The following is a 25,429-nucleotide window of genomic DNA, read 5'->3' on the forward strand; positions in this document are numbered from 1 at the left end:
CTCGTCGGGGCATGTGCGTGTGTGACGATCATCGGGTGTCGACGAATCTGACGAAGATTGCCGTGGTGGGCTTGCTCATGGCCGGTCTCACCGCGAATCAGCCGTCGGCGCATGCGGATTCATGTCCCGAGGTCGAGGTCGTGTTCGCCAGGGGCACCGGCGCACCGCCCGGCATCGGCGTGGTCGGGCAGGCCTTCGTCGATTCCCTGAGAGCGACCGCACCGACGAAGACGATCGGGGTGTATGCAGTGAACTACCCCGCAGGAATCGACTTCGGCAACTCTTCCACGTTGGGCGCGAACGACGTGAACGCACACCTGCAGACGATGGTCGTCGATTGTCCAGGAACGGAATTCGTCCTCGCCGGCTTCTCGCAGGGGGCGAACGTCATCGAACTCGTCACCGGTACCGAAGGCGCCGCCTGGGGGTATGCGGCGCCCTTGCCCCCGGCCGTCGCCGATCGCGTCGCGGCGGTCGCGCTGTTCGGCAACCCGGCCCGGAAATCCGGGAGAGCTTCGTTCACGCAGACGAACTCGCGCTACGGAGACAAGAGCATCGACCTGTGCGCCATCGGCGACCCCGTGTGCTCGAATGGCGTCAACCTGCCGGTGCACGGCGCGTACGTCCAGATCGGGGCGACGGCCGAAGCCGCCTCGTTCGTCGCCGGCCACCTGTAGTACGCCACCTGCACATTGGCAACCGGTAAGCTCCGATGTGCCTATGCCCGGCCGGTCAGTTTCCGGGCAGGAGTTTTCGAGAGGGCGCCCATGAGCCAGTCATCCATCCCCGCCGTGTTGCGTGAGCGGGCGAGTCTCCAACCCAACGACATCGCCTTCACATTCGTGGACTACGAGCAGGATTGGAATGGCGTCGAGCTCACACTGACCTGGGCCGAGCTGTACCGACGGACCCTGAACCTGGCCCAGGAACTCGGGGCCAACGCCACTGCCGGCGACCGTGCGGTGATCCTGGCACCCCAGAGCCTCGAATACCTGATCGCGTTTCTGGCGTCGCTCGAAGCCGGCATCATCGCGGTGCCGCTCTCGGTGCCGCACGGTGGAGCCCACGACGAGCGCACCACCTCGGTTCTCGACGACACGTCCCCGGCCATCGTCCTGACCACGTCGGCGGTGTCGGCGACCGTCCGCGAATACGCGAACGCGAACGGCAATCGGCCCGTCGTGATCGAAGTGGACGCTCTCGACCTCGACAAGAAAGGGGCGCGCCCCGCTCGCGTGCGGCGTCCCGAGATCGCCTATCTGCAGTACACATCGGGATCGACGCGGCGCCCCGCTGGTGTCGAGATCTCACACGGCAACCTGTCGGCCAACTTCGAGCAGATGATGGCCGGATTCTTCGGCGACCACGGCAACGTCGCGCCTGCCGACACCACGTTCGTGTCGTGGTTGCCCTTCTACCACGACATGGGACTGATGCTCGGCATCTGCGTGCCCATCCTCGGCGGCATCCGGACGGTGCTGACCAGCCCGGTCGCGTTCCTGCAGCGACCGGCGCGATGGATGCAACTGCTGGCCAGTCATTCCCGAACCGTCTCGGCCGGACCGAATTTCGCGTTCGAACTCGCGCTCGGACGCACCTCGGACGAGGACATGGCCGGTCTCGACCTCGGCCATGTGATGTATCTGCTGAGCGGCGCGGAACGGGTGCACGCGGCGACCGTGCGGCGGTTCACCGAACGCTTCGCCCCGCTGAACTTCCCCGCCGCGGCCATCCAACCGTCATACGGTCTTGCCGAGGCGGTGGTATACGTCGCGACGCGTGTACCGAGTGAACCGCCACGCATCACGAACTTCGATGCGGACAAGTTGTCGGCAGGTCAGGCGGTTCCCACCGAAAATTCAAGTGGCAGCCCGCTTGTCGCCTATGGATTGCCCGCATCGCCCATCGTGCGTGTCGTCGACCCGGACACCCGGGCCGAGCGGCCGGATGGCGCCACAGGTGAGATCTGGGTGCACGGCAACAATGTCGCACTGGGCTATTGGCAGCGCCCCGAGGACAGTGACCGCGTATTCCGGGCCACGATCGACAACCCCTCAGAAGGGACGCCCGCCGGCCCGTGGCTGCGCACCGGTGATCTGGGCTTCATCGCGGACGGCGAGCTCTACATCATGGGGCGCATCAAGGATCTGCTGATCGTGTACGGCCGCAACCACTCCCCCGACGACATCGAGGCTACCGTGCAGGAGATCAGCCGGGGCCGGGTGGCAGCCATATCGGTACCGGATGACCGGACCGAACGTCTGGTCGTGATCATCGAACACAAGAAGCGCGGCGACTCCGAAGAGGAAGCCCTGCAGCGCCTCGATTCGGTGAAACGCGATGTCACATCGGCGATTTCCAAATCACACGGGCTCAAGGTCACCGACCTGGTGATGGTCCCGCCCGGCTCGATCCCGATCACGACAAGCGGCAAGGTGCGGCGGGCGTCCTGCGTCGAGCAGTACCGCCAGGATCAGTTCGCCCGCCTGGACGCCTGAGCTATACCGCGACGTTCTGCGCGTATGCCGCGGTCGGGCGACCGTCGGCGACGCGGGCGTACACCGATCGCATGGTCTCGATGAACTGACCGACCGACTTCCGCGCCGCGGAGTTACCCGGGAACAGCGCTGTCACCACGGTCTCGTGCTTGAGCCGGGTCACCCACATCGAAACCTGATGCGACGCACGGCCTTCGTTGTAGATCTGAAAGTTCAGATCCGAGCTCGCGACCGTCGACAGCGGCGCCACACTGGCATCAAGGAACGACATCACGAAGTTGCCCGGCCGCGGGCTCTTGATACCCCGATTCGGCGGCGCCAGCTGCATGACCCGGTCGAAGGGCACCTTGGCGAGGTAGGTGCCCGTATCGAACGATTCCTGCGCTGCCTGTGCGGCTTCGGGGAATGACATCGACGGCATCGGGACGCTGACCGGGACGAGGCCGGTGAACCAGCCGGTGGTGACGAGCTCGGTCGGGGTCGTCCGTGTGTCGGTCGGTGTGATGACATGAAAAGCATCCGCGCCGGTGAGTTCTTGCGTGGCCAGGCCCGCGCATGCGAACACCCCGCCGCTGAAGCGGGCACCGCCTGCCACACAAGCGGATTCGAAGCGTTCGGTCTGGCGCGAGTCGAGCACCGAGACGGTCATCGTGTCACCGTCGCACGGCACAGACAGATCGCCGAGCGGTAAGGGGAAGGCAGGCAAGGTGCCGTCGTTGTCGGCGGCGAAGTCGATCCACGCGCGGATCTCGGGCGAATCCGGGGTGAGTCCTGCGGTGTACTCGCGTTGCTGCAGGCAGTACTCCTCATAGCTGCCCGCCTGCGGCAACTGCACAGGTGCCGCACCCTGGACCAGCGCGCCGTACATCATGTAGATCTCACCGAACAGAACGCCCATGATCATCGGATCGATGTACAGGTGAGCGATGCTCGCGTAGAAGGTGAAGTGGTCCTTGCGCTGGATCACCCCGAAGCGGAAGCCGTCCCAGTGCCGCGGATCGGGTGTGGTGAGGATGTGCTCGCGTAATTCGGCGGGACTCAATTCGCCGTGCCGCTGCGGTGCCACGGCGATGTCCGCAGGGTCGGTGATGGTGTGGCGCACGATGTTGTCGGGGTCGTCGAACTCGAACCAGCTGCGATAGGTGTCATGGCGGCGCAGGTGGGCGTTCAGGACATAGGTCATGGCCCGGACGTCACACTTGCCGGGTATGTCCCACGTGAAGATCATCAACCGGGACATGTCGAGTCCACGGGCCGCGTGGTCGGCGAAGCGGCGCAAGTGCTGGGTCTGCTGATAGCTGGGCGGCACGGGATTCACGGGGGCCTGCAGCGCTTTGGCGCAGGACGCCGGCGACGCATGCCAGCAGACGACAGAACCCCTGCTCGGCTCCCACTCGTCGATCGTCGCTATCCCGAACACACAGCCTCCTTCGAACAGGCGTTCAATCGAGCGACCCCTTGCCGGAAGATTCCGGCGCCCCCTTCATGCCGCGACAGGTCCACGACCACGCTTCGCTCCGCGCGCATCAGGCAGGGATCACCATCTCGCCATCTGACCGGCACATGCCGGCCGTTGCCTCTCCTGCCCTGGTTTTGCTTCCGGGGATTCACGCACGTCGTTGTGGCGCGAAGTTCTCACTGTGTCACACCTAACCAGAGGACCATAGGAATTGGGAGACTACCGGCTCATGCTTGCATCGATGTTACAAAACGCCGAACCGGCGAAAAGAGGAGACGTACGGGCCGAAGGGCGTTTGCCCGGCCGAAACCGGGAACTGACGTTTTCATGTTGGCGTTCCGATGATCTTGACGCTGATCACGTGGTCGGCCACCGCGCCCCCGGCGCGATTCAGGCAAAGCAAGGCTGTGAGCACGGGCGTTACGGGAGAGCCCCAAGATTCCGACACACCCACTAATGGTGTCCGACATTGCCACGGACAAATCGCGCTATCGCGTGTCGGACGATCTAGTCACCCGTCGAATCACAAATCGCCCGCCGATTTCGCCGAGCCGCGAATATGCCTCCGATATTCGTTTCCGAACGAGCGCATGACAATTCCGGCGTTGCAGTACATTGCCGGATGATCAAATTCGCATTGGCGCGAGAATGCGCAATTGCGGTGGACAGCGGACCGCTGAGCAATTCCGGATGATTGATTCGGCATGCGGAGATGCCACGCGCGTACCAACCTCGTCAGCGGGCCGGACCGCGACGATGAAAAGTTTGCTCGCGCCTCGCCCCCAAAGGCTCCGCACGGCGTCAAGGGGCACACTGCCGCGGCGAGCGCTGTGCCAGATGATCCGGCCCTGCGGCGTCGAGCGCCGCTCACCGGCCCGCTCGCTTGTCGAGGGACCGCAAGGGAATTACTCACGCTGATTCCGTCTCCGGTGCGAAGATGATCAATGGCCGCCCGTTCGCGGAGAGCGCGCGTCGTTTGATCTAGAACGACGATTATGCGCATGCCGGAGTAACACTCCGAAGCCGCTGGTACCACCGTCGCGGCCGGGGCGGCCGCGTTCGGAGAATGGGCCACGGCAAGTCGCAAGAATGGTGAACCGAGCCGGCGTTTTATAACGTCTTCGTCAATTTATGCTTCGCACGCCTTCGCTAATGTGCGCAGCCAATCGGTGTGCCACAACCGTCCTGGCAACGCCCACAAGGCTTTCCGGCAAAGACCTGCCGGTGGCTGACACGAGACCCGCCTACACCGCGACCGATGCGATCAGGTCGGCAGGCCATGCTTCGACGCATCGTCCCGGTAGAGGTTCGCCCACTCGTCGGAACGCCGATCGGCTTTCCGCTCCAACGCCGGGCCGGGTGCCAGCTTTGGATCGAGACCCAACGCGGACATGATGGAACCCGCCACGCCGGTGAAGTCGCTGCACAGAACGGGATACGCGACTTCGATGGGCGTGATGCCCTCCTCGGCGAACCAGCTGCGCCAACCTTCCTCCTGCGCGCGCAGCATGCGCACCAGGTGAGCGATCGCCCCGGCGTGATATTGCGCGTGCGCGTCGCGGATGGGCTCCGGCCTGCCGCGCCACACCTTCGTCTGTACCGCGCGCCAGAAGGAAACCGCCTGTGAGACCACGTCCGGGCGATGAACATGGACGAACAAGGGCTCTTCGCCGATCACATCGCGAATCGCTGCTCGCAGCCCGTCTCCGGACCGATCCGGCAGATCTTTGGCACGGTTGAGCAGCAACGGAGTCTGATTCCACATGAGCTTGCCGCCCCAAACACCGTTCGGAGTCCGGCCCACGGTGCGGACGTACTCGCGCCAAATCTGCGCTGGGGCAAGGTCTGGCGTTCCCGGATCGAACGGGTCGAGCAGGCGCAGTATCGACTCATCCTCGACGCCGGCGAACCACTCCCGCGGCTGAGGAGCCCGGCTCGTCCACGGCTGGTATTGGAAGAACTCCTCGGGTTTTCCGGCAAGTCCTGTCGAGCGCAGTGATTCGACCAGCAGGGTGCTGCCGCTGCGCTGGGACGCCAGCACGAGATATGACGACGGCTTAGGCGCCACGTCAAACCGCCGCGACGGGGCGTCCGATGGCCGGCGTTCCACGTCGGCGCGGCTTCACATTTCGATGGCGACGTGAACGTTCGCCGTCATCATCGACGCGCGGTATGCGCAGGTCTTCGCCGAACATTCGTCTCCTTCGCCTGCTGCACCGTGCGCGATTCCCCCCGGAAAGCGCGACCGACGGACCTCAAATCAGTACCCTAGGCCAGCAACCAGATTCTCGCCTATACCCAAAACACTTGAACCGGTCTTCGCGACGCGTTTCATCGCCGTTGCGTCGGCATCGCAACGAATTCGAGGTTGTCCGAACAACTTCCGCCATGACCGGGATGCGCGCACACGCTGGACAAACCATTCCAGGGCAGACCCCACGCGCGCCTACGGCGTCGTCATGCGGGTGCGAGACCCGCAAACTGCGGTGGGATACGCAGTTTCATTCGGCCCATGCGGCAACATGGCGCAGCCACTCGACGCGAGGGGTACGGTGCTTGGTCATGTGGGCAACCGTGTTGGTCATGGCCTTCGCGGTGATCGTCGAACCCATCCGGATCGGACTCGCGGTCCTGATGCTCAATCGGCCGCGCCCGCTGCTGCAACTGCTGGCGTTCCTGTGCGGCGGATTCACCATGGGCATGGGCGTCGGCCTCATCGTGTTGTTCGTCCTCCGTTCCACGCCGCTGGCATCAGGACGTTTCACCGTCCCGTCGGTACAGATCACCGTCGGCATCGTCGCCCTTGTCATCGCGGTGGCACTGGCCACCGACATCTCTATGCGCGGGCTGCGCAGGCGCCCGGCACGGGCCTCGGCCGGCCCCGGACCAACCGCGTACGACGAGGATCCACCGCGGCGGCGCAATCGGCTGTCGACCCGTATGCGCTCGATCCTCGGGGGCGACTCGCTGTGGGTCGCATGGGTGAGCGGCCTCGGAACCGCTTTGCCCTCAGCCAATTTCATGGGCGCGATGGCGGTGATCCTGGCTTCCGGGGAGGCGCCGATCGCCCAGGCGCAGGCATTGCTGCTGTTCAACGTCGTTGCGTTCACGTTGGTCGAGATTCCGCTGATCGGATACATCGCCGCGCCCAAGAGAACTCAAGCCCTGCTGTCGGCTTTTCACGAGTGGTTACAGAACCGACCGCGGCGCGACATGGCCATAGTCGTTGCCGCGGGAGGATGCCTGATGCTCGCGATCGGGCTTGCGCACATGTGACAGCGTTGGCCCGATCCCGGCCACAGCGTCAACGGATTTGCTGCAATCGCGGATACCGAACGCATTCCCGGTGCGATCCGGGCGACCCGCTCCGCTTACGCCCACAAGGGCACATCCGATGACAAACGGGGCTCGATCCTGCCGACGACACGGGTTACGATCACAAGGATGCAAATTTGCCGGGCGATCGCTCTTGCCCACCGTCAGGAGGACGCATGAACAGACTGTTCGCGGCCGCCGTCGCCGCGGGACTGGTCGGCTCGGTCACCGCATTCGGCAGCGGTGTGGCATCGGCTGAAACAGCGTTCATCGTGCCGGGAACGGCACCCTCGCCCTACCCGGCGTTACGCGCGTTGTATCACTTCGACCCCGCAACGCAACCCGCGATCGGCGCCAACTATTACGACAGTGCCGGCGCGACACGTGAAGTCGTTCCCTATCCCGGCAGCCTGTGGCCGCTCACCGGCGAGAACTCGCCGACGCTCGCACAGTCGGTCGCCGACGGCACCAACAGCCTCGATTCGCGAATTCGCAGCGCCGACGGGAATGTCACCGTGACCGGGCTGTCGCAGGGTGTGCTGGCCCTCAACGCCGAGCAGGCGCGCCTCGCGAACGATCCCACCGCGCCCGCCCCTGACAACCTGACCTTCGTCAAGACGGGCAATCCCGATCGTCTGTTCACCAAGTGGTTCCGCCCCGGCACCACGGTGCCGGTCCTCGATTACACCGTCCCCGCGCCGGTCGAGAGCCAGTACGACACGGTGGAAGTCGTCGCCCAGTACGACATCTTCAGCGATCCGCTGGATCGGCCCGGAAACCTCTTGGCATTGGCCAACGCTCTCGTGGCGGGCGGTACGTCCCACACCGCGACCGCGTTCTCGGATCCCGCGAGCATCCCGGCACAAAACGTCACCGTGACCACCAACAGTCGGGGCGCCACCACCACGACCTATTTCATTCCGGCAGAGCAGCTTCCGCTCGTGGAGTACCTGAGCCAGGGCGGAATGTCACCGGAAATGGCCGCTGAACTCAACCGGTACCTGACGCCGATGGTCAATCGCGCCTACGGTCCGCCACCGCCGCCGGTGGAACCGGGCGTGCGGCTCGCCGACCTCCGCGGTATCGCACCGGGCAACATCGCGACTCCGATCTCGGTTCCCATCAACGCCGTTTCGACCGCGACCAACGTCGCGTCCAACGCCGTCACCGCGGTCAACATCGCCAACCAGGTTCGCAATCTCCTGCCCAAGAACGGCGTTCAGCTTCCGAAGAACGGCCTACCGCTTCCGAAGAAGGGCATCCCGCTGTTGCCGAAGGGCAAGAAGAAGCGCTGACGCGCCGAAAGGTCAGTTCCGGTCAGTGGCCGTGGGTCACGGCGTCTGCCCGTGACGGCCACCAGTTGGCCTTTCCGACCAAGGTCGCCGCGGCGGGCACCGTGATGGTCCGCACCAGGAACGTGTCGAGCAGCAAGCCCACCCCGACGACGAATCCGGACTGCACCATCGTGCTGATACTGCTGAACACCAGACCGAACATCGTGGCGGCGAAGATGAGCCCGGCCGCGGTGATCACCCCGCCGGTCGCCCCCACGGTGCGGATCACACCGAGCCGCAGACCAGGTTGGGATTCCTCCCGGATCCGCGATATCAGCAGCATATTGTAATCGGCTCCGACGGCCACCAGAATGATGAACGTCAAACCCGGTACGCTCCAATGCAATTCCTGCCCGAGCAGGAATTCGAAGAAGAGGGTGCCGATGCCGAGGGCCGCCAGGTATGAGACGACCACCGACAGGATCAGATAGATCGGCGCCACGACGGCTCGCAGCAGGACCACCAGGATCAGCATCACCACCAGGATCGTCACCACGACGATGAACCGGATGTCGTGGTTGTAGAAGTCGCGGGTGTCTCGAAGGATCACGGGGAACCCCACGACCGACACCGAGGCGTCCGCGAGCTCGGTGTTCGGCTGCGCACCACGCGCGGTGTCCATGATCTCGTTCACCTGGTCCATCGCCTCGACACTGAACGGATTCAGATCGGTCTGAAGCAGGTACCGGACCGAGTGACCGTCCGGTGAGATGAACAGCTGCGCTGCCTTCTTGAAATCCTCGATCCCGAAACTTGTTGGCGGCACGTAAAATCCGGCCATGGCGGGCGTGCCCGCGTCCTGCTTGAGCGTCATCAGGAATGCCGATGCCTCGGCCAGGCTGCCGCTCATCTTCAAGGTCTCGCCCACCAGCTGCTGCACGCCGTCGGCAACCTGCCTACTGGCGTCGGCGAGCTTGTCGGCCCCGTCCTGCACGTTGTCGAGCCGGGACTGCACACTGCTCGGATTGTTCAATCCCAATGAGCGCATGGCACTCGACGCGGTGTTGAGCGCCCGCCGCAAATTGGCCGTCGTGCTGGCCAGCGACTGCGCGGCCTGCGTCGATTGCAGCTCCCGGCCCAGCTCGGCGAGCCGGTCGAAGGTGCCGTCGGTGCGGGCAACCGAAAGCCGCACCAACTGATTTCGCGCGGTGACGCAACCGGGATCGGCATCGCATACCGGGCTCGCGTTCAGTGCGTTGAGAACCGGCCCGATCCATTCGAAGCTGTTGGACAGGTTGGTCACGTTCACCCCGATCGACTCGCCGAGCGATCGCATGTTGTTGACGAACTTCGTCGCGTTGTCGAGGTCACGCAACGTCTTGCTGCCGCCCACCGAGTTCTGGACCGCCGCAAGCGTGTCGAGCATGCCCCTGGCCTGGTTGATCGCCTGGCTGACCTGTCCCCGGACCGTGCCAAGGCTGTCGGCGAGCGCATCGGCGCCGGAATTCAGCCGCGTGAGATCGTTTGTGCGGTCCACGATCTGCTGTGATCCCGCGCCGAGCTGTTTTCCCACCTCGCCGGCCTGGTAGGAGATCTTCGCCTGCTCCAGCGGCTCACCGGTGGGCCGAGTGATACCCCGGACCGGTCCCATCCCCGGCAACTGGCTGACCCGCTGGGCCATCTGTTCGAGATCGGCAAGGGCCTGCGGTTCGCGAAGGTCTTTCGTAGAGCTGATGACCAGGTATTGCGGAACGATCGAGTTCAGCGGGAAGTGTTGTTCCAGTGCGGCGTATCCCTGCGAACTGGTGGCGTTGGCGGGCAATGCCTTGCGATCGTCGTAGTTGTAGCTCGTCGTCAGCACGAACCCGGACAGCACGGCAAGGATGATCAGGCTCGCGACGAGATGCGCGACGGGCCTGCGCACGATCCGTACCCCCGAGCGTCGCCAGAAGCGCGTCGTGAGATCACGTCGCGGCGCGATCCAGCCTCGCCGCCCCACGATGGTCAACACCGCGGGAAGCAGCGTGACCGCACCGAGGAACGCCACCGAGATGGCGATCGCCAGCGCGGGCCCCACCGAGGAGAACAGTGCGAGCTTGGTGAACGACATGCCGAGGAACGTCACGGCGACGGTGGCCGCGGACGCCGCGATCACTTTGCCGATGGAGGTCAACGCTTTTCGGACCGCGTCGTCCGAGCTCTCACCCTGGCGCAGGTAGTCGTGGTAGCGACTGATGAGGAACACGGCATAGTCGATGCCCGCGCCCACCATCATGCCGCTCATGAACACGATCGTCTGGTTGGCGATACCGAGGCCCAACAATGCAGCGCAGGACACCACGGCCTGCGCCACCACCACCGCGACACCGATCGACGCCAGCGGCACCACCATGGTCACCGGGTTGCGGTAGATCATCAGCAGGATGAACAGCACGAGGACGGTGATCGCGGTCTCGATCACCTTGAGGTCGCGCTCCCCCACGGCGTTCAGATCGGCCACGGTGGCCGCGGGCCCGGTCATGTGCGGGGTCAGGGTGGTGTCGACGACTTCACGTTCGACCACCTCGGCGACCCGCGCGTAGGCCTCTTTGGACTGCGGCGTTCCGAGGGTGCCTGGCAATGTGATCGGCAGCAACCACGCCTTGTTGTCCTTGCTCGTCATGACCTCGCGCAGCGGGGGTGCGCTCAAGAAGTCCTGGAGCTTGGCCACGTCACCGGTGTCGCGGTGCAGCGCGTCCACGAGTTTTCGGTACACGGCTTCGTCGGACTTGCTCAGACCGTCGTCGTTGGTCAACACGACCACGACGAAGCTGTCGGTACCGGCTTGCTGGAAGGCCGTCAGCATCTGCTTGCTGGCCACCATCGCCGGAGCGTCCTCGGGAAGGATTGCGACGGGCCGCCGCTCGGCCATCTCCTTCAATGTGGGCGACACGACGGGCAGACAGACGGCAAGCGTCAGCCACAGCGCGATGACCGCCCATGGGAAGCGGACGATGACGTCGCCGAGCCGGGCGAAGACGCCGACCTCCGCGTCGGCCGGATCCGTTCGCCGCGCCACTCGAAACCGCCTGATAACTCTGCTGACCCTCAAAATAGTACGCTGACGCGTCCGTTCATCCCGTCTGCTCGGTCAGCGCACGGGCTGTCGCTCAGCCTCATTTCGAGTTGCCGCGACCAGCACGTCGCGCCCGCCCGTGACGCGGTCACAGACCTCTTGCAGCGCAGCCACGTACCGGTCGACAGACTGGCGCGCCACCGGGTTCTTCGGGAACACGACGGTTGCGAACGTCTCGTTGAACCGCCCGACGAGAGTGCTCAGCGGATAGGTCACACGGCCATCGCTCAGCGTGGCGATCCGGACGCCCTCCTGCAGATTCGTCAGCAACGGGGCCATCGGGCCGGAACTGGCGTCGAAAAAGTTCAGCATCGGGAACAGCGGTTGTGGCGGCGTCAGGTGCGGGGCCAACTCGACCACCCGCTCGAACGGCACGAGCGCAGCGGGTCTGCCTGTGTCGAAGTCACGTTGGGCGGCGCGGATGCTGTCGGCGAACGACGCGCCCGCGACGGGGACGACGACGGGTATCAGGCCGGTGAACCAGCCCTGGGTCGTCAGCTCATCCGGCGTGCGGGTATCGATCGGCGTCAACCCGTAGTAGGTTTCGAGGCCGGTGAGTTCGCGGAGTGCGTGCGCCACCACCGCGAACAGGCCGCCGATGAAACGGGATCCGGCAGCCACACAGAGGTCTTCGAACCGCTCGGTCTGCTGCCGATCCATCAGCTTCACCGCGACCAGATCACCGCCTTCCGACGGCGATCCGTCGTCGAGCGGCAGCGGGAACACCGGAAACGTCCCATTGTTCTTCTCGGCGAAGGACTTCCAGGTCTGCACCTCGGGTGTATCGAGCGTGAGCGACGAGGTGAACTCGCGCTGGCGCAGGCAGTAATCGTCGTAACCGCCTGCGTCCGGCAATTGCAGGGGCGGGGCACCGGATACCAGCGTGGAGTACATCGCCTGGAATTCCAGCAGCCCCACACCGACGAACTGGCCGTCGACGTGCAGGTGGTCGATGCTGGACCAGAACGTGAACTTGTCTTCGCGTTGGATCACACCGAACCGGAAGCTGTCCCACTGCAAGGAATCCGGCGTCGAGGCCACCTGGCTGCGCAGCTTGGCGGCATCGGCCGCACCGTGACGCTTGGGCACGAACTCGATGTCGGCGGCGTCGGTCATCGTGTGCCGGACGACCGTGTCCGCGGTGCCCGGGTCATCCGCCCGACGGTATTCGAACCAGCTCCGATAGGTGCTGTGCCGGCGCAGGTGCGCGTTGATGACATACGTCATCGCGCGGATGTCGCAGCGACCCGGCATGTCGCACGCCGCGATGAACAAGCGCGAGTGGTCGACACCCCGGCTGCCCTGCTCGACGAAGCTGCGCAGATGGCGCGTCTGTATGTAGCTGGCTGGCACCGGACTTTCCGGTGCCTCCCGCGCCTTGGCCAGCGCGGCCTCGGTCGGCTGCCAGGAGATCAGCGAACCCGGCTCAGGTGTCCATTCGTCGATCGACGCGATCTCTACTGGACCTAACAGCACTCTTCTCTCCCGATGTCCGGCCCCCGCTCAATGTTCACCAATTCCCCACTGCCGAGGGCGATCACGAAGCCGCCGTGGCAGGTTCCTGGCCGGCCAGCCGCTCACACAGGTGATCGGCGAGGCCCCGGATGGTCGTGATGTCCATCGAGTTGATGCGCACACCGGTCTCCGCCTCGATCCGGGTACGCAGTTCGAGGTTGCCCAACGAATCCAGTCCGTACTCCGGCAGCGGACGGTCCGGATCGACCGCACGGCGAAGCAGCAGGCTCACCTGCTCGGAGATGATCCGACGCAGGTGTGTCGGCCACTCCTCGGCAGGCAGGGTGTTCAGTTCGGCCCGCAACTTCGATCCCTGCGGCCCACTTTGCGCGGCCGACTTGAACATCTCGGCGAACGGGGTCCGTTCGGCGAACGCCACCAGCCACGGCGCGCCCATGATCGGTGCGTATCCGGTGTATGCACGCTCATATCGCAGCAGGGACTCGAAGGCGTAGGCGCCTTCGTCGGGTGCGATCGAGTTGTCCCCCGCCGCCATCGCGACACCCCGGCCGATCTCGGCCCAGGCGCCCCACGCGATCGTCGTGGCGGGCAGCCCCTGCGACCGCCGCCAGAAGGTGAACGCATCCAGCCAGCTGTTGGCCGCGGCGTACGCACCCTGCCCCGGCGAACCGACCAGCGGCGCGGCAGACGAGAACACGCAGAACCAGTCGAGCGGTAGCGACGCCGTAGCTTCGTGCAGGTTCCAGGCGCCGTAGACCTTTGGCGCCCAGTCCCTTTGGATGATGTCGTCGGTGATGTTCGTCAACGTGGCGTCCTCGACGACGGCAGCAGCGTGCACGACACCGCGCAGCGGCAGCCCGGTGGCAGTCGCGGCCTCGACCAGCCGCTCGGCTGTTCCGTCCTCGGCGATGTCACCCGACTCGACCACGATGTCGCCACCCGCGGCACGGATCAACTCGATGATCTCGAGCGCCTGCGCGCTCGGCCGGCTGCGGGAGCTGAGCACGATCCGGCCGCAGCCCGCGGCGGCCATCTTCTCGGCGAGGAACAGGCCAAGACCGCCGAGACCACCGGTGAGGATGTAGGAGCCGTCCTCCCGGAACACCGGAACATCTTGGGGCGCAACGACGACCGTGCTCTGACCGGTACGTGGCACGTCCAGCAGGAGCTTGCCGGTGTGTTGCGCGCCGCCCATCGCCCGGATCGCGGTGGCCGCATCGGCCAGCGGGTAGTGCGTGCTGCGCGGCATCGGCAGGTACCCGTCGGCGGTCAGCTGGAAGACCTTTTCCAACAGTGACCGCATGATCCCGGGATGCGTCACCGACATCAACGCCAGGTCCACCGCGTAGAAGGTCAGGTTGCGCCGGAACGGGAACAGCCCGACCCTGGTGTCGCCGTAGATGTCGCGCTTGCCGATCTCGACGAATCGCCCGTTGAACGCCAGCAATTCGATGCCGGCGCGTTGCAGCGGGCCCACGACCGAGTTGAGCACGATGTCGACGCCGTACCCGTCGGTGTCCCGGCGGATCTCCTCGGCGAACGACACCGAACGCGAATCGTAGACGTGCTCGATTCCCCAGTCGCGCAACAGCTGCCGCCGCTGGTCGCTGCCTGCGGTGGCGTAGATCTCGGCGCCTGCGGCCTTGGCGATCGCGATCGCGGCCTGGCCAACGCCACCGGTGCCCGAGTGGATCAGCACCTTGTCGCCTGCCGTGATCCGGGCCAGGTCGTGCAGGCTGTACCACGCGGTCGCCGCGGCCGTGGCCACCGCCGCCGCCTGCGCCTCGGACATACCCTCGGGAAGGGTGACGGCCAGGTCGGCGTCGCACGTGACGAACGTGCCCCAGCAACCGTTGCCGGACACGCCGCCGACGCGGTCGCCGACCTTGTGTCGCGTCACGCCCGGTCCGACGGCGGTCACCACGCCCGCGAAATCCGTTCCGAGCTCCGGCAGCCGGCCCTCGAAGCTCGGGCACTGCCCGAATGCGACGAGGACGTCGGCGAAGTTGATGCTGGACGTGCTGACCGCAACCTCGATCTGTCCGGGGCCCGGTGCTTCCCGATCGAAGGACACGAGTTCCAGGGATTCCAGGTCACCCGGATTCCGTACCTGCAGGCGCGTGCCCTCGCGGTCGTTTTCGATCACCTTGCCCAGCCGCTCGTCGGCCTGCAGTGGCGCCGGGCACAGCCGCGCCACATACGATTTGCCTCGGCGCCAAGCGGTTTCGTCTTCCGCGGAGTCACTGAGCACCTGCTTGGCCACCAACTCGACATCGGTTTCGGAATCGATGTCGACCTGGGTGACCCGACTGTGCGGATACTCCATCGCGATGACTCGCATGAGGCCGCGCAATGCCGCCTGCTCCATGTTGAGGACGTCGCCGTCCGTCACCTGCTGCGCATTGCGGGTCAGCACGACCATCCGAGGCAATTCGCCGTGCGCGTCGACGAGCGCCTGAGCGATGTGCACCAGATCGTGCACGGACTGCTCGCCCCGCCGGCAGGTCTGCCAGTCGACCTCGGCCGATGCCGGGCCCGCGACGATCACGACACCGGTGAGCGCTTCGTCGCGCAGCGCGGCGATCTGGCTCGCGATCGCCTGCTTGTCCGCGTCTGCCCAGGGCACCACGGTGCAATCGGCGCCTTTTGTCTTCAGGGCCGCGACGAGGTTGGCGCTCAAGGCATCCCGATCGGCACCCCGGTCGATCACCAACCAGACGCCCGGCTGGTCGTGCTCGGGTTCCTTCAGATCACGCTGCAGCCAGTCGATGGTCAGCAACCGTTCGTTGAGCACCTGGTCGGCGCGGCCGCTCTCCGACATGCCGGTGCCGAGCCGCAGACCCTCGACCTCGACGAGGACCGTGCCGTTCTCGTCCAGCACCTCGAGGTCCGCCTCGACGCCGGACGCGTCGGTGCCGGTGACGCGCACCAGACAGAACGCCGCGTGGCGGGTCGTGTTGTGCAACCGCAACCGGCGCACGCCGAGCGGCAGCAGCAGGCTGCCGTTGGCCACGGCCTGCACGCCGGCATCGGCCACCACGGCCTGGAAGCACGCGTCCAGCACGGCCGGGTGGGCGCCGTAGCCGCCCTGCTGCGAGCGCAGCGGGCCGGGAAGCGCGACCTCGGCGAGGACGGTGCCACCGTCGCCGGTATGGGCGGCCGCGAGCCCGGCGAACGCCGCACCGTGATGGACGCCTGCGGCTTGGAACGCCGAACGCAGATCCTCACCTTCGACCCGTTCGGGATGCGCGTCGCGAAGCGCATCGATGTCGCGGACCGGGGCGTCTTCGCCCGCGGCACCCGCATGCAGCGTTGCGGTGGCCCGCTGGGTCAGCTCACCGGAGCGGTAGGTCTGCACGGCGAAGTCGACAACGCCTTCGGAGATCACCGTGGCCGCCGCGGACACGGGTGTCTCCTCGTCGAGCAGCAGCATCTCCTCGAACGTGATGTCGTGGACTTCGCCGGCGTCACCGAGCACGGTATGCGCGGCAGCCAGGGCCATCTCGCAGTACGCCGCGCCGGGCAGCACCGCGACGTTGTGCACCTGGTGATCGGCCAGCCATGGCTGCGCGTCGATGCCGACCTCGCCCTGCCACACGTGGCGTTCGGGCTCTTCGGGCAGCACGACGTGCGAGCCGAGCAAGGGGTGAACCACGACGCTGGCGGCCCCTCGACCGCTCTCATGGCCGTCGCGGTCGAGCAGCAACTGGCGATGGGTCCAGGTCGGCAGCGGCGCGTCGGTCACCTGGCCATCGGGATACAGCACCGAGAAGTCGACCGCGGCGCCCGCGCAGTGCAGGTCCGCCAGCAGGCCGCGCAGCCCGAACGGAAGCTCCTGCTCGCGCCGCATCGCGGCCAGCACCGTGAGCGGAATGTCGAGACTGCGGGCCGTCTGGTCGACGGCGTGGTTGAGCAGCGGATGCGGCGACAGTTCGGCGAAGACTCGGTGACCGTCCTCGAGTGCAGCCTGGACCGCTGCCGCGAATCGCACCGTGTGGCGCAGGTTGTCGGCCCAATACCAGCTGTCGAGTTCGACCACGTCGCGCGGATCGTAGGACGTCGCCGAGTAATACGGCACCGTCGGCGCGCTCGGCGTGAGCTCTTCGAGTTGTTCACCCAATTCGTCGAGGATCGGATCGACCTGCGCCGAGTGCGATGCCACGTCGACCGCGATCTCGCGTGCCATGACACCGCGTTCGTCCCACGAGGCGACCAGGTTGCGGATGGACTCCGCGTCGCCACCCAGCACGGTCGACTGCGGAGAGGCGACCACCGCCAGGGAGACGTCCGAGATGCCGCGCGCCGCGAGTTCCGAAAGCACTTGCGCGGCAGGAAGTTCGACGGACGCCATGGCTCCGCCACCGGCGAGCCGCAGCATCAGCTTGGAGCGACGGCAGATGACGCGCACGCCGTCGGCGAGGGAGAGTGCACCGGACACCACGGCAGCCGCGACCTCGCCCATCGAGTGGCCGATGACCGCGCCCGGCACGACACCGTACGACTTCATGGTCATCGCGAGGGCGACCTGCACGGCGAAGATGGTGGGCTGGATGCGGTCGATTCGTGTGACCGTCTCGGCGGCCGACATCGCTTCGGTGACCGAGAACCCGGACTCGGCTTCGATCAACGGCTCCAGCTGCGCGACCGTTGCCGCGAACACCGGCTCTTTGGCGAGCAGCTCGCTGCCCATCGCGGCCCATTGCGAACCCTGGCCGGAGAAGACCCAGACCGGCCCCCGGTCGCCCTGGCCGACCGCCGGTTCGCTGACGGTGTCGCCGTCTGCGACCTCGTTGAGTGCGGCCACCAGCTCATTCGCGTCGGTCGCGGTGAGCATCGCTCGGACCGTGCGGTGGCCCCGCCTGCGCGACAGGGTGTATCCCAAATCTGACAACGCGGGCCCGTCGGCCGTACCGACGCGCTTGGCCGTCACCCATTCGGCGAGCTGCCTTGCGGTCCGGCGCAGTTCCTCCTGCGAGCTCGCCGAGATCGGGAAGACCATCGGCGCGGCCGGTGCCTGCGGCGCGGGAGCGGTGTCGTCCGCGGAACCCTCGGGCGCCTGCTCGACGATGGCGTGCACGTTCGTACCGGACAGACCGTAGGACGACACCGCTGCGCGGCGTGGCCGACCGCCGTTGGTCGGCCACGTCGTCGCCTCCTGTGGCACGAACAGCTGTGTCTGCACTGCGGCCATCTCGTCGGGCAGCGCGGTGAAGTGCAGATTCTGCGGAACGACGCCGTGCTGTACGGCCAGCACGGCCTTCATCAAACCGAGCGTGCCCGCCGCGGATTGCAGGTGCCCGAAGTTCGTCTTGATCGAGGTCAGCGCACACGGACCGGCCGTTCCGTACACCGCCGCGACACTGGCGTATTCGAGCGGGTCGCCGACGGGGGTTCCGGTGCCGTGAGCCTCGACCATGCCGATCGTCGCCGCGTCGACACCCGCGACGTCGAGCGCCGCCCGGTAGACCGACTCCTGCGCATCGCGCGAGGGGGTTGCGATGTTGACCGTGTGGCCGTCCTGATTGCTCGCGACCCCGCGGATCACGGCGAGCACGCGGTCGCCGTCGCGCTGTGCGTCGGCCAGTCGCTTGAGCACCACGACCACCGAGCCCTCGGCGGAGACGAATCCGTCGGCGCCGACGTCGAAGGCACGGCAGCGCCCGCTCGGGGACAGCATCCCCGCCGCTGAACCGGACGCCGCCTTACGCGGCTCAAGCAACACCGACACGCCGCCGGCCAGGGCGAGGTCACTTTCCCCGTCGAGGAGGCTGTGACAGGCCAGGTGCACGGCCGTGAGCCCCGATGAACACGCGGTGTCGACGCTCACCGCAGGCCCGTGCGCACCGAGCGCATAGGAGATCCGGCCTGACGCCAGCGAGAAACTCGTGCCGGTGAAGCCGTACGGCCCCTCGAGCGAGCCGGTGTCGGCCGCGAGGTAGGCGTAGTCATTGTGCGTCACACCGGCGAACACGCCGGTTTTGGAACCGGCCAGCGACGCGGGATCGAACCCGGCCCGTTCGACGGCCTCCCATGCGGTCTCCAACAGCACCCGGTGCTGCGGGTCGATGGCGATGGCTTCGCGTTCACTGATGCCGAAGAAGTCGGCGTCGAACCCGCCGACGTCGTCCAGGAACGCACCGCATTTGGAGACCGAGCGGCCGGCGACCCCTGGTTCGGGGTCGTAATACTCCTCGACGTCCCAGCGGTCGGACGGAACCTCGGTGACGAGGTCCTCACCCCGCAGCAGCGCCTCCCACAGCTGATCGGGGGACTCGATCCCACCCGGCAGCCGACAGGCCATACCGATCACGGCAATCGGGGTGACAGAAGTATCGGCCAAGTCGGCTCACCTCTTTCGATGTGATCGATGGGCAAAGCATCGATGGACAACATAAAACGCGGAAAAATGTTCGCTACGTCTGCATCGACGCACGCTACCGGATGCCCGTATCCAGTCAGGAGTTGTTGCCAACTCGCGTGCGTAGCGTAACGCTTCGCTCAGCCACGATGTTGGAAACATCTGATCGCAAAAGTGACGATCAGGCGCCCCCTACACGCTCATCTTCCGGACACCGTCGGGTATGCCAGTTGACCCCCCACCCGCACACGACGCGTTCTGTCTCGTCTCCCCCAGGGCGAAAATCGTTGTAGCCCAGCACTGTAGCGTTGATCCATCAGCGCAGGAAGGCCCGCATACCATGTCTAGGGCCATGGCGAGCCGACGTCAATTCTGACAATACATGCTGTCATGACGTCCATTCTTAGCAGGTCGCACCACCATTTCGCGGCATCATTCGGAATATCCATAGCCTTCACACAGATAGTTAGCTGACAAAGGCGGCGCAAACATCGGATCCCGTCGAGTAATCGTCATTTATATCCGTTGTCCATTATTTCTTTACTTTTGTGAAAGGTAAACGGGCCGCAATTGCAGCTAATACGGCGTCAGTGAGAGTCAGGGGTTTGAACAGGTGTGATGCATCACAAATCATCGTGAGCGCAATGGTTGACCCCATGCCGATGACGGTCACGACCATGGGGGTTCCGGCCATCCCGAGCGACATTCGGGCCGCACGGAAACGGTGGTGCGCGTCACAATTTACGCCAACGGCAAATTGGATCACGTTAACGAAGGACAGTTCTCCCGCGTTCGACATGCCATTCCCAAAATTGGGAATGGCTGTGACTCAGATCACTAGTTTGGGACACTAACTAGCCGGGACGCCGCCCATCAGGTGGCTGACGGCCATGGGGTTAGTTCGCTGGAGAGCGCAGGGCGGTCCGTTGGACGCGCTGCCGCGCGTCAGCCCGCGGCGGGCCTGGGTACTTCGTACGGGGGCGCGCCGAGTTCGGGAACGGGAAGGTATCCCCGCTTGCGTGCGCGCGCCACATCGTTTCGGATCAAGGCGTTGAGGCCGACGAACGCGGCCATGTCCAGCACCATCGGCGTCAGCAGGCGGTTGTGGACGTAGCCGATCGCAAGCCCGCTGGCCGGGTCCGCCCAGCCGACCGAGCCGCCGAGCCCGACGTGACCGAATCCCGGCATCACACTGAACGGCACAGAGTGGTACCCGAGATGAAAAGCCAAGGGCACCCCAAGGTTTCGATCCGGACGCAAGCTGGGCCGGCCGGTGAGCCCGGCGACGGTGCGCTGCGAGAGATACTCGGCGCCACCGAACCGTCCGCGGTTGGCGATCGCCCCGTACATCTTGGCCAAACCACGAGCGGTCGCCACCCCGTTGGCCGCTGGAATCTCGGCGTCGAGAAACGGGGTGTCCCCCTGCACCAGCGACATCACGCCGGGAAAATACGTCGACCCGAAAAACCCGGAGAACTCCAACGCGGCGACCCTCGGCGCGATGAAATCGAAAACCTGGTTGGGCCAGGTGCGCTGCGGCGCGAGGATCTGAGCGGCCCGGGTCGGCGCACCGACCGGTGGCCGGCCGAGGTGCAGACCGTCGGTGCGCAGCGGCTCGGCGAGCTCGGTCCGGAACAGCGCCCGCATGTCCTGACCGGTCACCGCACGAGCCAGCCCGGACATCAGCCACCCGTAGGTCAGGGCGTGATAGGCGGACTTTCCGTATAGCAGGCGATTGACGGGCGTGGCAGCGATGCGCGCTTCCATCGTCCGGTGGTCCAGCAGATCGGCCTTGGTCACACCGTTGAGCTGCGACAGCCCGGCCCGGTGGCGCATGACCTCCCGCACCGTGATGTCGGCCTTGCCGTTCGCCGCGAATTCCGGCCAGTACGCACATACCGGGGTGTCGTATTCGATCAACCCGCGATCGACGAGCCGGTGTATCACCGTGGAGGCCATACCCTTGGTCGCCGAGAAAACCATGGCCCCGGTGTCGGCTGTCCACCGCAGTGTTCCGGCGCGGTCGGAGTAACCCGTCCACACATCGAGGACCGGCTCACCATCGAGATAGATCGCCAACGCACCGCCGCCGAACCGGCGGCCTGGGAACAACTGGGCGAATCCGCGGACGGTGCACGCGAAACTGCGGTCCGCCGCGCCCTCGACGCCCGCTGGGAGTGCCACGCCGCGCCCCCGATTGTGATCGGTCACACTATTGAATTTACCTGGACCCCCGGCAAATTCTCCATGCGTTACCTATCCGTTAAAAGCGCTAGGCCACGGCGTCATCCGATCGGCTTGTCGTCGACCTTGAAGTCGACGTTGACGTTGGCATCCTTGCCCTCGCCTTCCACGCCCTTGACCGTCGCCGTGAGCCCGATCTTGGTGCCGTCTTTCGCCGTCAGCACGCAGCGCTGGGTCGTGCCGACAACGCCTGCGATGCCGTCCTCACATTCGACCGACTTGGCCTTCTTGCCTGCGGCGGCCTCCAGCTCGGCTTTCGCCAGGGACTGCAGTTTCGTTTTGGCGACCGTCGGCCGGCTGTCGACCTGCGCCGCACCGCCGCAGCCGGTCAGTGCCGCGGCGGCGATTGCCGCGGTGACGATGAGCAAGCGGGATCTCGACTTCGTCATTCGGGTTGGTCCAGCCTTTCGCTCGGCGCAGTCGCTGCGATCAGCGTAGGCGGTCGAGACCTGCGTTCGTCAGTTCGCCGCGTCCAGAATCTGCTGTGCGGCCAGCGCCGGGGTGAGTTCACCCTCGCGCACGCGGCGTTCCACCTCGGCCCGGATACTGCGGACCTCGGGGTGCGACATCAACCGGTCCAGAACGGTGTCGCGCACCATCGTCCACGTCCAGTCGACCTGCTGCGCACGGCGGCGAGCGTCGAATTCTCCGGCTTCGGTGAGCACCCGACGGTGTTTGAGCACCGTGTCCCACAGCTCTGGCAATCCGGTGCCCTCGACCGCACTCATGGTGAGAACCGGTGGTCGCCATAGTGTTTCGCGTGGATAGATGAGCCTGATCGCCGCGGTGAGTTCGCGCGCGGCGCCCTTGGCCTCGATGGCGTGCTCACCGTCGGCCTTGTTCACCACGATGATGTCGGCCAGTTCCAGCACGCCCTTCTTGATGCCCTGGAGTTGATCTCCGGTGCGGGCCAACGTGAGGAAGACGAAGGTGTCGACCATGTTCGACACCGTGACTTCCGACTGTCCGACGCCGACCGTCTCGACCAGGATGACGTCGTAGCCGGCCGCCTCGAGCAACACGATCGTCTCGCGGGTCGCCTTGGCGACCCCGCCGAGCGTGCCCGACGTGGGTGAGGGGCGGATATAGGCGTCGGGGTGCACCGCCAGCCGCGCCATGCGCGTCTTGTCTCCCAGAATCGACCCGCCCGTGCGGGTCGACGACGGATCGACGGCCAGGACGGCCACGCGATGCCCGGCCTCGATCAGATACATGCCGAGCGCTTCGATGGTCGTCGACTTACCGACGCCGGGCACCCCGGTGATTCCGACGTGCAGTGCCTTGCCCGCATCGGCCGTCAACTGCAGCAAAAGCTGTTGGGCTTGGTCACGATGGTCGACCCGAGTGGATTCGACGAGCGTGATGGCCCGCGCCAGGGCGGCGCGGTCACCCGCACGGATGGCGTCGGCGAGTTCGGGGACGGTAGGCATACCCCTAGCTCAACTGGTAGCCGAGCCGCTCGGCCAACTTGCGCAGCAGGCCGATCGCCGCATCGGCGATCACGGTGCCGGGCGGGAAGATCGCGGTCGCGCCTGCCTCGTACAGCTCGTCGAAGTCACCGGGCGGGATCACGCCGCCGACGACGATCATGATGTCGGGCCGGCCCACCTCGGCGAGCGCGTCACGCAGCGCCGGTACCAGCGTGAGGTGTCCGGCGGCGAGTGACGAGACGCCCACCACGTGCACGTCGTTGTCGGCCGCCTGACGCGCCACCTCGTCCGGGGTGGAGAACAGCGAGCCGACGTCGACGTCGAAGCCGATGTCGGCGAACGCCGTCGCGATCACCTTCTGACCGCGGTCATGCCCGTCCTGGCCCATCTTGGCCACCAGGATTCGTGGCCGGCGGCCATCGGCCTCGGCGAACTTCTCGACGAGCTCGGTCGCGCTTGCGATGTTGTTGCCCTTCCCGATTTCGTCACGGTAGACCCCCGAGATCGTACGGATCTCCGCCTGGTGGCGTCCGTACACCTTCTCCAGCGCGTCCGAGATCTCCCCGACCGTCGCCTTGGCCCGTGCCGCGTCGATGGCGAGCGCCAACAGGTTGTTGCCCAATCCGTCCTCGCCGGCAATCCCGGTGGCCGCGGCGGCCCGACTCAGCTCGGCGAGCGCGGCCTGCGTCGCCGCTTCGTCCCGATCGGCGCGCAGCTGCTGCAATTTGGCGAGCTGTTCGGCGCGCACCCGACTGTTCTCGACCTTGAGGACCTCGATCTCCTGGTCCTCGTCAACCTGATACTTGTTCACACCGATCACCGGCTGGGCACCGGAGTCGATGCGGGCCTGGGTGCGGGCGGCGGCCTCCTCGATACGCAGCTTCGGGATGCCGTCGCTGATCGCCTGAGCCATGCCGCCGTGCTCGGCGACCTCCTTGATGTGGGCGCGGGCCCGCTCGGCGAGCTGGTGCGTCAACCACTCGACGTAGTACGAGCCGCCCCACGGATCGATCGGTCGGGTCGTGCCCGATTCCTGCTGCAGCAGCAGCTGGGTGTTGCGGGCGATGCGGGCTGAGAAATCGGTCGGCAACGCGAGCGCCTCGTCGAGGGCGTTGGTGTGCAGCGACTGGGTGTGGCCTTGGGTGGCGGCCATCGCCTCGATGCACGTGCGGGCGACGTTGTTGAACACGTCCTGGGCCGTCAACGACCACCCCGAGGTCTGCGAGTGGGTGCGCAACGACAGCGATTTGTCGCTCTTCGGGTCGAACTGGGCCACCAGCTCGCTCCACAGCAGCCGGCCCGCGCGCAGCTTGGCCACCTCCATGAAGAAGTTCATGCCGATGCCCCAGAAGAACGACAGTCGCGGTGCGAACTTGTCGATGTCGAGGCCGGCGTCCAGCCCCGCCTTGATGTACTCGACACCGTCGGCCAGCGTGTAGGCGAGCTCCAAATCCGCTGTGGCCCCGGCCTCTTGGATGTGATAGCCGGAAATCGAGATCGAGTTGAACTTCGGCATCCTGGCGCTGGTGTAGCCGAAGATGTCGGAGATGATCCGCATCGACGCCTGGGGCGGATAGATGTAGGTGTTGCGGACCATGAACTCTTTGAGGATGTCGTTCTGGATGGTCCCGGCGAGCTTCTCGGGTGGCACGCCCTGCTCTTCGGCAGCCACGACGTACAGCGCCAGAATCGGCAGCACCGCACCGTTCATGGTCATCGACACCGACACCGTCGACAGGTCGATGCCGTCGAAGAGCTGACGCATGTCGAGGATGGAATCGATTGCGACGCCTGCCATTCCGACGTCACCCTGCACCCGGGGATGGTCGGAGTCATAACCCCGGTGGGTGGCCAGGTCGAAGGCGACCGACAGGCCCTTCTGTCCCGCGGCGAGGTTGCGACGGTAGAACGCGTTGGACTCCGCCGCGGTGGAGAAACCGGCGTACTGCCGGATGGTCCACGGCTGGTTGACATACATCGTCGGATAGGGCCCGCGGACGAACGGCGGTGCACCCGGAAAGCTGTCGAGCGGGTAGCCCGCCGCGACGACGGCGTCCCGGTCCGCCGCGACATACACCGGCTTGACGTCGATGCCTTCCGGCGTGGCCCACGTCAACTGCTCGGCGGCGTACCCGTGCGCGGCGGCCGCCGCGGCCACCTGCGCGTCGACCGCGTCCGGCGTCGCGGGCGCACCCGCGCTGTCTCCGTCGAGGGGTACGTCGGCGAAGCTGCGGATCTCAGATCCCGTGGTTGCGGTCAT

At 65.9% G+C, this 25,429-nt stretch carries 14 protein-coding genes; 4 read left to right on the forward strand and 10 right to left on the reverse strand.

Features of this window, described 5'->3' with window-relative positions; all coding sequences use genetic code 11:
- The first annotated feature begins 35 nt into the window (after nt 1–35).
- Together AWC31_RS18860 and AWC31_RS18865 are read left to right on the forward strand one after the other, a co-directional pair.
- The gene (locus AWC31_RS18860) at nt 36–677 is read left to right on the forward strand and encodes a cutinase family protein (protein WP_234816909.1); all 642 of its coding nucleotides are present in this window, start codon (nt 36–38) and stop codon (nt 675–677) included.
- 90 nt (nt 678–767) lie between these two features.
- Entirely contained in the window at nt 768–2,498 is a 1,731-nt protein-coding gene (locus AWC31_RS18865; protein ID WP_085145615.1) for an AMP-binding protein, read from the forward strand.
- Between the two features lies 1 nt (nt 2,499).
- Here AWC31_RS18865 and AWC31_RS18870 read toward each other — a convergent pair whose 3' ends face one another.
- Both AWC31_RS18870 and stf0 read right to left on the reverse strand, forming a co-directional pair.
- Nucleotides 2,500–3,918, reverse strand: coding sequence for a condensation domain-containing protein (locus AWC31_RS18870; protein WP_085145616.1), 1,419 nt, complete (start codon nt 3,916–3,918; stop codon nt 2,500–2,502).
- Between the two features lie 1,303 nt (nt 3,919–5,221).
- Complete coding sequence (gene stf0 / locus AWC31_RS18875) at nt 5,222–6,025, reverse strand: trehalose 2-sulfotransferase (protein WP_110775166.1); 804 nt, start codon at nt 6,023–6,025, stop codon at nt 5,222–5,224.
- A 494-nt stretch (nt 6,026–6,519) separates the two neighbouring features.
- Here stf0 and AWC31_RS18880 point away from each other — a divergent pair, with 494 nt between their 5' ends.
- Together AWC31_RS18880 and AWC31_RS18885 are read left to right on the forward strand one after the other, a co-directional pair.
- Nucleotides 6,520–7,233, forward strand: a complete 714-nt coding sequence (locus AWC31_RS18880) for a GAP family protein (protein WP_085145618.1) — start codon at nt 6,520–6,522, stop codon at nt 7,231–7,233.
- A 215-nt stretch (nt 7,234–7,448) separates the two neighbouring features.
- On the forward strand, nt 7,449–8,567 hold the full coding sequence (locus tag AWC31_RS18885) for a PE-PPE domain-containing protein (RefSeq protein ID WP_085145619.1): 1,119 nt from the start codon (nt 7,449–7,451) through the stop codon (nt 8,565–8,567).
- A 22-nt stretch (nt 8,568–8,589) separates the two neighbouring features.
- Here AWC31_RS18885 and AWC31_RS18890 read toward each other — a convergent pair whose 3' ends face one another.
- The 8 genes from AWC31_RS18890 to scpA all read right to left on the reverse strand — a co-directional run bounded on the left by AWC31_RS18890 (nt 8,590) and on the right by scpA (nt 25,429).
- Entirely contained in the window at nt 8,590–11,604 is a 3,015-nt protein-coding gene (locus tag AWC31_RS18890; protein WP_085145620.1) for an MMPL/RND family transporter, read from the reverse strand.
- A 72-nt stretch (nt 11,605–11,676) separates the two neighbouring features.
- Complete coding sequence (locus AWC31_RS18895) at nt 11,677–13,137, reverse strand: condensation domain-containing protein (protein ID WP_085145621.1); 1,461 nt, start codon at nt 13,135–13,137, stop codon at nt 11,677–11,679.
- A gap of 61 nt (nt 13,138–13,198) precedes the next feature.
- On the reverse strand, nt 13,199–19,477 hold the full coding sequence (gene pks2 / locus AWC31_RS18900; protein ID WP_085145622.1) for a sulfolipid-1 biosynthesis phthioceranic/hydroxyphthioceranic acid synthase: 6,279 nt from the start codon (nt 19,475–19,477) through the stop codon (nt 13,199–13,201).
- 550 nt (nt 19,478–20,027) lie between these two features.
- Nucleotides 20,028–20,294 (reverse strand): hypothetical protein, encoded by a 267-nt coding sequence (locus AWC31_RS37185; protein ID WP_133060185.1) that lies wholly within the window; start codon nt 20,292–20,294, stop codon nt 20,028–20,030.
- 146 nt (nt 20,295–20,440) lie between these two features.
- Nucleotides 20,441–21,706 carry an esterase/beta-lactamase LipL gene (gene lipL, locus AWC31_RS18905; protein WP_085145623.1) on the reverse strand — a complete coding sequence of 422 codons (1,266 nt, stop codon included), beginning with the start codon at nt 21,704–21,706 and terminating at the stop codon, nt 20,441–20,443.
- A gap of 74 nt (nt 21,707–21,780) precedes the next feature.
- Nucleotides 21,781–22,128 carry a DUF4333 domain-containing protein gene (locus AWC31_RS18910; protein ID WP_085145624.1) on the reverse strand — a complete coding sequence of 116 codons (348 nt, stop codon included), beginning with the start codon at nt 22,126–22,128 and terminating at the stop codon, nt 21,781–21,783.
- 69 nt (nt 22,129–22,197) lie between these two features.
- Nucleotides 22,198–23,169, reverse strand: a complete 972-nt coding sequence (gene meaB, locus AWC31_RS18915) for a methylmalonyl Co-A mutase-associated GTPase MeaB (protein ID WP_085145625.1) — start codon at nt 23,167–23,169, stop codon at nt 22,198–22,200.
- Nucleotides 23,170–23,173: 4 nt separating this feature from the next.
- Nucleotides 23,174–25,429, reverse strand: coding sequence for a methylmalonyl-CoA mutase (scpA, locus tag AWC31_RS18920; protein ID WP_085145626.1), 2,256 nt, complete (start codon nt 25,427–25,429; stop codon nt 23,174–23,176).

The sequence above is a fragment of the Mycolicibacterium wolinskyi genome (assembly GCF_002101965.1).
Lineage (GTDB): Bacteria > Actinomycetota > Actinomycetes > Mycobacteriales > Mycobacteriaceae > Mycobacterium > Mycobacterium wolinskyi.

Excerpts from the sequence above, each read along its gene's own strand:
- AWC31_RS18865 (WP_085145615.1), top strand. The coding sequence starts at position 768 with ATGAGCCAGTCATCCATCCCCGCCGTGTTGCGTGAGCGGGCGAGTCTC.
- AWC31_RS18880 (WP_085145618.1), top strand. The coding sequence starts at position 6,520 with ATGTGGGCAACCGTGTTGGTCATGGCCTTCGCGGTGATCGTCGAACCC.
- AWC31_RS18885 (WP_085145619.1), top strand. The coding sequence starts at position 7,449 with ATGAACAGACTGTTCGCGGCCGCCGTCGCCGCGGGACTGGTCGGCTCG.
- AWC31_RS37185 (WP_133060185.1), bottom strand. The coding sequence starts at position 20,294 with ATGTCGAACGCGGGAGAACTGTCCTTCGTTAACGTGATCCAATTTGCC.
- AWC31_RS18910 (WP_085145624.1), bottom strand. The coding sequence starts at position 22,128 with ATGACGAAGTCGAGATCCCGCTTGCTCATCGTCACCGCGGCAATCGCC.
- meaB (WP_085145625.1), bottom strand. The coding sequence starts at position 23,169 with ATGCCTACCGTCCCCGAACTCGCCGACGCCATCCGTGCGGGTGACCGC.
- scpA (WP_085145626.1), bottom strand. The coding sequence starts at position 25,429 with ATGACCGCAACCACGGGATCTGAGATCCGCAGCTTCGCCGACGTACCC.